8 protein-coding genes and 1 pseudogene are annotated in these 9935 nt (G+C 54.9%); 6 read left to right on the forward strand and 3 right to left on the reverse strand.

Going from position 1 to position 9935, the window contains the following annotated elements:
* Positions 1–6: 6 nt before the first annotated feature.
* Positions 7–996 (forward strand): NADPH:quinone oxidoreductase family protein, encoded by a 990-nt coding sequence (locus BLV61_RS28725; RefSeq protein ID WP_090469149.1) that lies wholly within the window; start codon positions 7–9, stop codon positions 994–996.
* The gene (gene panC / locus BLV61_RS28730; protein ID WP_090469152.1) at positions 996–1853 is read left to right on the forward strand and encodes a pantoate--beta-alanine ligase; all 858 of its coding nucleotides are present in this window, start codon (positions 996–998) and stop codon (positions 1851–1853) included. Before BLV61_RS28725 ends, panC begins: the two co-directional genes overlap by 1 nt.
* A gap of 358 nt (positions 1854–2211) precedes the next feature.
* Here the strand turns inward: panC and BLV61_RS28735 are convergent, their stop codons facing one another.
* The gene (locus BLV61_RS28735) at positions 2212–2466 is read right to left on the reverse strand and encodes a helix-turn-helix domain-containing protein (protein ID WP_090469155.1); all 255 of its coding nucleotides are present in this window, start codon (positions 2464–2466) and stop codon (positions 2212–2214) included.
* A 111-nt stretch (positions 2467–2577) separates the two neighbouring features.
* Between BLV61_RS28735 and BLV61_RS28740 the strand changes: the two are divergent.
* The 4 genes and pseudogenes from BLV61_RS28740 to BLV61_RS28755 all read left to right on the forward strand — a co-directional run bounded on the left by BLV61_RS28740 (position 2578) and on the right by BLV61_RS28755 (position 7373).
* Positions 2578–3159 (forward strand): annotated as a pseudogene (locus BLV61_RS28740) (hypothetical protein).
* Positions 3156–4538, forward strand: coding sequence for a DEAD/DEAH box helicase (locus BLV61_RS28745; protein ID WP_090469158.1), 1383 nt, complete (start codon positions 3156–3158; stop codon positions 4536–4538). The pseudogene BLV61_RS28740 and the gene BLV61_RS28745 overlap by 4 nt, the downstream one beginning before the upstream one ends.
* A gap of 224 nt (positions 4539–4762) precedes the next feature.
* Positions 4763–5746, forward strand: a complete 984-nt coding sequence (locus BLV61_RS28750; protein ID WP_425272110.1) for an inositol monophosphatase family protein — start codon at positions 4763–4765, stop codon at positions 5744–5746.
* Between the two features lie 346 nt (positions 5747–6092).
* Entirely contained in the window at positions 6093–7373 is a 1281-nt protein-coding gene (locus BLV61_RS28755) for a serine/threonine transporter (RefSeq protein WP_090469168.1), read from the forward strand.
* Between the two features lie 171 nt (positions 7374–7544).
* On the opposite strand, the gene BLV61_RS28760 is transcribed toward BLV61_RS28755, so the two are convergent.
* Entirely contained in the window at positions 7545–8270 is a 726-nt protein-coding gene (locus BLV61_RS28760; RefSeq protein ID WP_244159941.1) for a hypothetical protein, read from the reverse strand.
* 486 nt (positions 8271–8756) lie between these two features.
* Positions 8757–9887 (reverse strand): hypothetical protein, encoded by a 1131-nt coding sequence (locus BLV61_RS28765; RefSeq protein WP_090469171.1) that lies wholly within the window; start codon positions 9885–9887, stop codon positions 8757–8759.
* Between the last annotated feature and the right edge of the window lie 48 nt (positions 9888–9935).

The raw sequence follows: 9935 nt of genomic DNA on the forward strand, positions 1-9935 counted from the left end.
ATACTTATGAAAGCGCTGCTGTGCAAAGCATTCGGTACCGCCGATAGCCTGGTTCTGGAAGATATCCCGAGCCCTGTGCCCGGGAGCGACGAAGTCCTTATCGATGTGCATATGGCCGGCGTTAACTTCCCCGATACCTTGCTGATAGAAGGCAAGTACCAGATCAAGCCGGCATTTCCATTTGCGCCAGGAAGCGAGGCGGCCGGGATAGTGGCTGCGGTGGGGGCGGGGGTCAGTCATTTGCAGCCGGGTGACAAAGTCATGGCATTGACCGGCTGGGGCAGTTTCGCCGAGCAGGTAGTGGTACGGGCAAGCCAGGTCACGTTGATGCCGACCCGCATGGATTTTGCTGGCGCAGCAGCTTTCGGTGTGACCTATGGCACGTCGATGCATGCTTTGTGTCAGCGTGCCAGGCTGCAAAAGGGAGAAACCTTGTTGGTACTGGGCGCTTCTGGTGGGGTGGGCCTCGCTGCCGTTGAGATCGGCAGGGTGATGGGGGCACACGTCATTGCGGCCGCCAGCAGCAAGCAGAAGCTGGAAGTGGCTCGGGCAGCAGGTGCCCACGAGCTGATTTGCTATGGCAACGGCAGTCTCAAGGAGCAGGTCAATGCGCTGACCGAAGGCCGTGGTGCCGATGTGATCTTCGATCCGGTGGGGGGCGATTTATTAGATCAGGCGATTCGAGCTATTGCCTGGAATGGCCGCTTGTTGGTGATCGGTTTTGCCAGCGGGCGCATACCACAATTGCCGGTCAACCTTACCCTGCTCAAAGGTGCGGCAGTCCTGGGTGTGTTTTGGGGAGCTTTCACCCAGCGCCAGCCGCAAGAAAACCAAGCCAACTACCGGCAACTGTTTGCCTGGCACGCCGAAGGCAAGTTGCGCCCATTGATTTCACAGCAATATGCATTGGCTCGCGCAGGCGACGCGCTCGAAGCACTTCGCCTGCGCAAGGCGGTGGGCAAACTCGTGGTCGAAATACGAAAGGGGAGTAGCTGATGGTTATAGTGGAAACGGTTCTCGCGCTTCGCAAAATTGTGGGCCGCGCGCGGATCGAAAACAAGAAAGTCGCGCTCGTCGCTACGATGGGTAACTTGCATGAGGGCCACATCGCATTGATAGATGTAGCTAAACAACACGCTGATTTCGTGGTGGCGACTATCTTTGTAAATCCTATTCAATTCGGACCTTCAGAGGATTTGGAAAAGTATCCTCGGACGCCCGACGCAGACCAGGCCAAGTTAAAGGAAGCTGGCTGCGATTTGTTGTTCTTACCCGATGTGGCTGAAATGTATCCAGAAGGGTTTGAAGCTCAACCAATTGTCAGCGTTCCGAGAGTATCAGAAGGTCTTTGTGGTGCGGCTCGGCCGGGACATTTCAATGGAATGGCGACGATCGTCAATAAGATGTTCAACGTGGTTCAGCCAGATATAGCTGTATTTGGGGAGAAGGATTATCAGCAGTTGGCCGTCATAAGGTCGATGGTCAGAAACCTGAACATCCCGATCGAAATCTTCGGTGCGCCGACCGTCCGGGCCCCTGATGGCTTGGCACTGTCGTCCCGCAATGGCTACCTCAATGACCAAGAGCGCGCCGCTGCTCCGATCCTTTATCAGTGCCTCAAGGACGTTGCCCTGTCTTTACAGCGCGGAAGTCTGGACGTTGAACAACTGCTAGATGAGCAATGTAAGCGCATAACCTCCTCTGGGTTCCAGTTGGAATATCTGGAAATAAGGAACGCGCACGATTTAAGCCTTACGTCGGAAACGTCCGGCAATCTGGTTATTCTCGTCGCGGCGCGCCTAGGGAAGACGCGGCTTATTGATAATGTTGTAGTCAGCGCTGGTGAGTTGTAACGGACTGCCGCGCAAACGCCCCCTAAACTTGAGCATCAACGGTGGAGCCAAGAGGGTCGCTAAGCTGGAGGTGCACCTCGCAGTGCGGCTGTTCAATGCCGCACCGCAGATAGTCTTCTTGCGCTGGCCCGACATCTCGACTTCAACCCCTTCACACACGGCGCGCATCCAGGCCAATAACGTTCGCATTAGATGGCTGACTGATTCCATTCTTAATGAAAAGAATTCCAATCGTAGTGAAAACTCATGGCACGATTCGCGATCTGGATAGGGATCATACCGGCGCTAGTTAAGTGACACTGCGCAATTGAATCAGTAATTTGTCAATTCTGGTCAATTAGTACCGGCTAATTTGGGTTCAGTCGCTTGCCGCCAGATCAGAATCCAACTCGTGGAGAGAAAGCGTTTCAGGCAAGAGGTACTGAGGCTCGCATTCCAGGACGTTGGCTATGCGATATAGCTTCTCTACGGTGATATTCACTTCGCCGCGCTCAATACGGCCCATATAGCTACGATCGACAGTGCAGGAGTGCGCCAACGCATCTTGGGAAAAGCCTTTGGCTTTCCGTTGTGTCCGTATTCTTTCGCCCAACGCCTTTGCAAGCTGATGCATATCCGCCTCGGTCTCCACTGAGGCGGCACTATCTTGCGTTTGCGGATGAATCGGCCACGGACTATAATCCGCATTTTGATCGTTCCGCGAATTTCCCTTCTAGGTGCCTGCATGAAACCCGATTCATTCATCTTCGACGGGCGTCTCTACGACCTGTTTCAGCAGGGGCACCTACGCAAATTTACGACCAACGACTTACGTAACGCTTACGCCGCTCACCTGACGGGTATTACGTTCAACAGCAGCGACCTGCGCAGATATGTCTATGAGCAGATCAGACGGATGCTGCGTACCGGATGGGTTATTCAGGATGAAAAACGACAAAAGCGGGGTCAGATCTATCACTAGCAGGGTATTCCAGCGAATCTGCAGGTGGAGCTAATCGATAATGGGTACGAGAACAGTGTTAGGTCGGTGAATAAACCGCTGCAACAACCCGCACAAAGCATCGACTCAGAGCAGCCTGGGCCAGATGTGGTCGAACACTTGGAATCCATACTCAAAGAGATTCGGCTCGACTTCCTTTCCTCCATGGGAGAAACGGAGCGCTATAAGCAACTGCTCGACGAAATGCCGCATCTGAAAGACCAAGTCGAAGGTGATTATCTCGAAGCTCGAGACCGAAGCTCTCGTCTTTTAGGTCATCTCCGAGCGGTCGAAAAGACGCTCAAGACAGTCATGTCCGCACGATGAAAGCATCGCCGAGAAAATGGCAGAGCCAATGCATTGAAATAGCGCTGGAGCACTACACCACAACACCGCACTTCTTCTGTCAAGCTACTCCAGGGGCCGGGAAGACACGAATGGCCGCAGAGCTGGCTCGACGACTGTTGGGGCAGGGCAAGATTGATCTCGTGCTCTGTTTTGCTCCCTCATGCCAAGTCGTCGACGGTTTTCGCTCGACATTCGCCACTGTATTGGGGCGGCGCTTGGATGGACTTATTGGTGCCGTGGGAGCCGCAAGTACTTATCAATCGATGGAGCATCAGGATGAAGCCTTCTGGAGGCTTTTCGATGACTACCGTGTGTTTGCGGTATTCGACGAGATCCATCACTGCTCCGGATATGATCCGGTTTTAAGCAACGCTTGGGGGCAACAGATTTTACTGAAAATGCAGGATCGTGCTGCCTTTACCTTGGCTCTATCGGGCACGCCATGGCGCTCCGATGACAGAGGCATTGCTCTTGCTCGTTACTCCAACCCGGAAGGCCGATTGATTTGCGACTATCGCTACGGTCTCAAAGAAGCCATTTTCGACGGGGTTTGCCGGTCACCTCGCATCGTTCTGCTAGATAACCAAATGCTGAGGCTAAAAGAAGATTTCGCAAACGATAGCACCGTCAAATTTTTTCCTAGCATCGCTAAGCTACTGCGTGAATCTCCGGTCTCATACGAGGACCTGTTATTTCATGAGGACGCACTCAGCCAGTTGCTTGATCTGGGAAGCAAGAAGCTCGATGAAGTACGAATGCTGAAACCGAATGCCGCGGGTTTGGTTGTTGCTACGAATATCGACCATGCTCACCAAGTTGCTTTGGCGCTAAAAAGCAGGGGCGAGAGTTTCCAAGTCGTGACCACCAGAACCCCAGATGCACAGCAGGTAATCAACAGGTTCAAAAATAGTGACTGCCGTTGGATCGTGGCTGTAGGAATGATCAGCGAGGGGACCGACATTCCTCGTCTGCAGGTCTGCTGCTACCTCAGTCGAATTCGCACTGAGCTGCATTACCGTCAGGTTCTGGGAAGAGTCCTTCGACGTATGGGCGACATTGACGATCAGGCTTGGTTGTTCGTCTTGGCAGAGCCAACTCTGAGGCGATTTTCCCAGCGCATCGCCGATGATTTGCCGGATGATTTGGCTGTTGTCTGCACTGTAAGCGCACCTAAATTTGAGCCTTGTTCAATAGAAGGTGAGGATCTCTTCGCGCAAGCTCTCCCGGGAGAGCCAGGAAACTCACCACATGTCACCACAATGCAGAAATTTTCTTCGCAGGTCGACTTAGACCCTGTCTCGACTTATCAAATAAGCTTCTCGAAAAACTATCGCCAGCAGCTGCTGGCCGTTTTCTGATGTGCTTATCATTAATTTCAAAGCCTATGAGTGCTGGCGCAATGAACAAGAGGTCCGCCTGTGTTGGAACCGTGTGATCCCGTTCCGTTGAACTCAGCCAACTGCCGGCTCTTTTGCGCAGGTGGTGGAGGGCGGATGGTTGATCGACGCGATGTGTTTCTCTTCACGCACGGGTGTGATTGGCAATGAAAGGTAGACGCAAAGCGAAAACAACGAAATGGGCTATGAAGTTTCAATTCGAAACGGAGGCTCAGCGGTTGATGACCTCGAGATCCGAAAAAGCCTCGAATCGTTTTCTTGATGTCGCCTTGCAATTGGGTTCCTCGAGCGAGCCCATAGGCAGGATCGCCGGGGCGTCAGGCAGCCCCGCATTGAAACAACTAGATCTGCCGGCGCTGCTTTCACTCGTCATCGATGCAGTTTGTCAGGCTGGGCAGCTCCTTGTAGCAGAATGGGAGCGGGTAGAAGGGCCAAGAGGGCACGGTGACAAGGCAGTTGTCGATGTCGAAATTGAAAAACTTTTACGTCAGCAGCTACTTGGTTTGTTTTTCTGCGACTTTTGGGGGGAGGAAACTGGCCATACCCTTACAGGACACCCATGGTGCTGGGTTGTTAACCCCAACGATGGCACGAATGATTTTTTGAGAGGGCTGAAAGGTTCAGCTATTTCAGTCGGCCTTCTTTACAAACACATCCCAGTACTAGGCGTGGTTTATGCTCCTGTGACGGAAGAAGGCATTTCGGATTGCATCGCTTGGGCTGAAGGATCGCCTGCTTTATTGCGTAATGGGCAGCCCTTAGTTTGTAAACTTCTGGACCTGCCTTGGTCGAGCGGTAGCCGGGTCATGCTCAGTTCCGCTGCCGTAAACAAATCAGATATCAATCTGGAGCTCTGCTCACCTAGTGGCTTTGTCGCGATGCCCTCGATTGCCTACAGGCTTGCGAAAGTGGCCGCAGGTGACGGAATTTGTGGTGTCTCTCTCTACCCAGTTTCTGCACATGACGTCGTTGCAGGTCATGCATTGTTGAGAGGTGCGGGTGGAGTCCTGCTCAATGAAAATGGAATGTCAATTCAATACGTAACGGACAAGGACATGCAAGTGGTCTCACGTCGCTGCTTCGGAGGAGTGGAAGCTGTGTGCAAGACATTGGCCGCTCGGGATTGGGATCGTGTTTTTTCTGTTGATGACAATTCCCTGCCAGTATAAAAACGCATGGTTTCGCTGCTTTACGACAGATCAGCAAAAATAGCTTCGATGCGGGCCCCAGTATTTACTTTTGTCAGAGGAGTTGCAGCCCGGCCCAAAGTATCGAGAAGTGCTCTAAATCCAATCAATAATGAAAAAATTTCAAAAAATACTGAAAAACTACGCACACGGGGGGATATGTTGTGCAATCTCAGCCACCTGGCACCACCGTTCCTCACCTAAGTCTTTGCTTCTGTTCACTAATCCCGGACAATCGCGCCCCTGTTTCGGCCAGGGCGCTACCTGTCGGGTACTCCGACGCGTTCTGACCGGGTGGCAAGTGACCGGAATGTGGAGATCCCACCGGATGAATGATCAGGCCAATAGCGTTAACGAACGCTATTTAGACGCGACACCAGCGACCCTTTCGAGCTGGAATCGCCAAGACACCACCTGGATGCTTGGCCTGTTTGGCACGGCGATTGGCGCCGGCACCCTGTTTTTACCGATCAACGCGGGCGTAGGCGGCTTCTGGCCGTTACTGGTACTGGCGCTGCTGGCATTCCCGATGACCTTCTATGCGCACCGCGGCCTGACCCGCTTCGTATTGTCCGGCCGTGAAGGCGCGGACATCACCGAAGTGGTCGAAGAGCATTTCGGCATCCGGGCCGGCGCGCTGATCACCCTGCTGTATTTTTTCGCAATCTTCCCGATCCTGTTGATCTATAGCGTGGCCCTGACCAACACCGTGGGCAGTTTCCTGGAACATCAACTGCACATCATGCCGCCGCCACGCGCGCTGCTGTCGCTGGTGCTGATCCTCGGCCTGCTGGCCGTGGTGCGCTGTGGCGAGCAGGTGATCGTCAAGGCCATGAGCCTGATGGTGTATCCGTTCATTGTCGCCTTGCTGTTTCTGGCGGTGTTCCTGATTCCTCACTGGAACGGCGGCATCCTGGCCACGGCCAGCACCTTGCCTGAGCCCTCGGCGCTGCTGCACACCCTGTGGCTGGCGATTCCGGTGATGGTATTTTCGTTCAACCACTCGCCGATCATCTCGGCGTTCGCGGTCGATCAGAAGCGTCGTTACGGCGACCACGCCGAAGAGCGCAGCTCGCAGATCCTGTCCCGTGCCCACGCCTTGATGGTGGTGATGGTGCTGTTCTTCGTCTTCAGCTGCGTGCTGACCCTGTCCCCGGCACAACTGGCCGAGGCGAAGGCGCAGAACCTGTCGATCCTGTCGTACCTGGCCAACCACTTCAGCAACCCGACCATCGCCTTCGCGGCGCCGTTGATTGCCTTCGTGGCCATTTCCAAGTCGTTCCTGGGCCACTACATCGGCGCCAGCGAAGGCTTGAAAGGCCTGATCGTGAAGAGCGGCAAACGCCCGGGCGCCAAGGCACTGGACCGCATCGTCGCGGCGTTCATGCTGGTGGTGTGCTGGATCGTCGCCACCCTCAACCCGAGCATCCTCGGCATGATCGAAACCCTCGGTGGCCCGGTCATCGCGGCAATCCTGTTCCTGATGCCGATGTACGCAATCCGCAAGGTACCGGCCATGGCGCGCTATCGCGGCCAGGCGTCCAACGTATTCGTGGTGGCGGTGGGGCTGGTGGCGATTACAGCGCTCATCTACTCGCTGACGGCGTGATTTAAAGATCAAGAGATCGCAGCCTTCGGCAGCTTCCGTAGAAAACGGTGTTTTCTCCCAGGTGCTGCCAGAGGCTGCGACTTTTTTTGCTTCGGATTAAAGGGCGGCAGCGAAAACCCGCTGTCACCTGACCCACCGAAACCCCTCGCCACAAAGGCTTCCTCCCTCTATTCACAGTCCGCGTTGCACCTCGGCAAAAATCTCGGTGATAGGCCGTCGCGGCTGGCGCTTTTGCAGCTGTCGGACCTGTTCACTCAGGCGCAGTAACTCTTCACTCGGCTTGGCCCATTGCTCTTGCGGCAGCGGCTCCGACCATTCGCGCATGGCGTCGGGCAGGGCTTGTTTGCCGATTTCTTCGAGGCGGCGCACTTCCCACTCCACGAGGCGGTTGGGGATCGTCCACAAGGTCATGACGTGGTACAGGTACCAGAAGAAACCCGATGTTCGACTGCGTGAACCGTCGCGGATCTGCTGGTGCATGCGTGCGCGGGCGTTGCGGAAGGTGTGCAGGCCTTCGTGGGGCGGGTCGTCGGGGCCTTGCAGGTCTTGCAGGTCCTGGATGGATTTAAGGTCGTTGACTTCGAACTCCATGTAACCGCGAATGGCTTCCCAATGGCTGATGGCCAGCGGCAGTCCGGCGCACTGGAATTCGAGGCTGGTGAGGGTTTCGCCGTGGTGGTAACCGATGCCCATGCCGTACTGGCGATGGATGCCGTACTGGGTGGCGCCCTGGGCTTCGATGACCCAGGCGGAGAGGGATTCCCAGGGGACGAAGACGGGCTCGGTCGCGCCTGAGGGCATGAAGCAGACTTCACGGCGTTGGCGGTTGAAGCGGGTGGGGATGAGGGTTGAGCGTTTTTTGTGGTTGTGGTGCCAGACGCCCAGGCCGATGAGCAAGATGAGCGGTCCTATGAAAATAACGTGTTCAAAACCTACTTCAAACATTACAACCACTGAGTCCCATATGGCTTCCTGTTCGTACCCAAAAATAACTCCCAGAAGTCCGGTGATTAGTGGGAACAAAAATACCAATGAGGAAGACACGCTGAATGTCACGCCCAGTATGAGTTGCCATGAAAAGACTTGCGGCGATCCCACTCCAAAATCCATATGAACGTCATTCAACTCGCCGATATGCGGGCCATAAGGGGGCACGGGTGTCGGTAAGGGTAGCGGTGCCAGATAGGTCATTTTTCCGCTGGGAAACGGCTCAATATCACCAGCTTTTTTGGACTGTTGAAGCTGCGGCACGCCGACTGGCTTGTCGTGATTATTCGCCATGGTCGGCCTTCTCCAAAAACTCGGTTTCGACCAGCACAACCGACGGTCTCTTTTGTTCTTTCTTGTGGACAGCGACCCCACTGAGCACCTCTGGAAAACCACTCATGCGCGACGTTTTCCGTTGGAGGGCGAGCCTTGTACCTCGGCAAAAATCTCGGTGATAGGCCGTCGCGGCTGGCGCTTTTGCAGCTGCCGTACCTGTTCACTCAGGCGCAGTAACTCTTCACTCGGCTTGGCCCATTGCTCTTGCGGCAGCGGCTCCGACCATTCGCGCATGGCGTCAGGCAGGGCTTGTTTGCCGATTTCTTCGAGGCGGCGCACTTCCCATTCGACGAGGCGGTTGGGAATCGTCCACAAGGTCATGACGTGGTACAGGTACCAGAAGAAACCCGATGTTCGGCTGCGCGAACCGTCGCGGATCTGCTGGTGCATGCGTGCGCGGGCGTTGCGGAAAGTGTGCAGGCCTTCGTGGGGCGGGTCGTCGGGGCCTTGCAGGTCTTGCAGGTCCTGAATGGATTTAAGGTCGTTGACTTCGAACTCCATGTAGCCGCGAATGGCTTCCCAGTGGCTGATGGCCAGCGGCAGTCCGGCGCACTGGAATTCGAGGCTGGTGAGGGTTTCGCCGTGCTGGTAACCAATGCCCATGCCGTACTGGCGATGGATGCCGTACTGGGTGGCGCCCTGGGCTTCAATGATCCAGGCGGAGAGTGATTCCCAAGGGACGAAGAGTGGCTCGGTGGCGCCTGAGGGCATGAAGCAGACTTCACGGCGTTGACGGTTGAAGCGGGTGGGGATGAGGGTTGAGCGTTTTTTGTGGTTGTGGTGCCAGACTCCTAGACTGATTAGAAGAATAAAAAAACCGGTTTCCAGTGCGAGTCCTAGAGTTTCTTCGAAGATCTCTTCTACGTAGATCCAACTGGTTTCCAAACCATCTCCAAACATTAACCCAAGAAAGCCACCTAACAAGGGAAAGAGAAAGGCGACAGAGCAAGCGATGTTGAATGGTCCGCCCAAAGTCATTTGCCACATAAACACTTGCGGCGAACCCAACCCGAAGTCCATGTACACATCATTTAACTCGCCTATATGCGGGCCATAGGGTGGCATTGGTGTCGGTAAGGGGAGCGGTGCCAGATACGTGATTTTTCCGCTTGGAAACGGTTCAATGTCTCCAGCTTTTCTTGGCTCTTGAAGTTGCGGCGCGCCGATTAGCTTGTCGTGATTATTCGGCATGGTCGGCTTGCTCCAGAAACTCGGTTTCGACCAGCACAACCGACGGTC

Source organism: Pseudomonas mohnii, from assembly GCF_900105115.1.
GTDB classification, from domain to species: domain Bacteria; phylum Pseudomonadota; class Gammaproteobacteria; order Pseudomonadales; family Pseudomonadaceae; genus Aquipseudomonas; species Aquipseudomonas mohnii.

Excerpts from the sequence above, each read along its gene's own strand:
- BLV61_RS28725 (WP_090469149.1), top strand. The coding sequence starts at position 7 with ATGAAAGCGCTGCTGTGCAAAGCATTCGGTACCGCCGATAGCCTGGTT.
- panC (WP_090469152.1), top strand. The coding sequence starts at position 996 with ATGGTTATAGTGGAAACGGTTCTCGCGCTTCGCAAAATTGTGGGCCGC.
- BLV61_RS28735 (WP_090469155.1), bottom strand. The coding sequence starts at position 2,466 with ATGCATCAGCTTGCAAAGGCGTTGGGCGAAAGAATACGGACACAACGG.
- BLV61_RS28745 (WP_090469158.1), top strand. The coding sequence starts at position 3,156 with ATGAAAGCATCGCCGAGAAAATGGCAGAGCCAATGCATTGAAATAGCG.
- BLV61_RS28750 (WP_425272110.1), top strand. The coding sequence starts at position 4,763 with ATGAAGTTTCAATTCGAAACGGAGGCTCAGCGGTTGATGACCTCGAGA.
- BLV61_RS28755 (WP_090469168.1), top strand. The coding sequence starts at position 6,093 with ATGAATGATCAGGCCAATAGCGTTAACGAACGCTATTTAGACGCGACA.
- BLV61_RS28765 (WP_090469171.1), bottom strand. The coding sequence starts at position 9,887 with ATGCCGAATAATCACGACAAGCTAATCGGCGCGCCGCAACTTCAAGAG.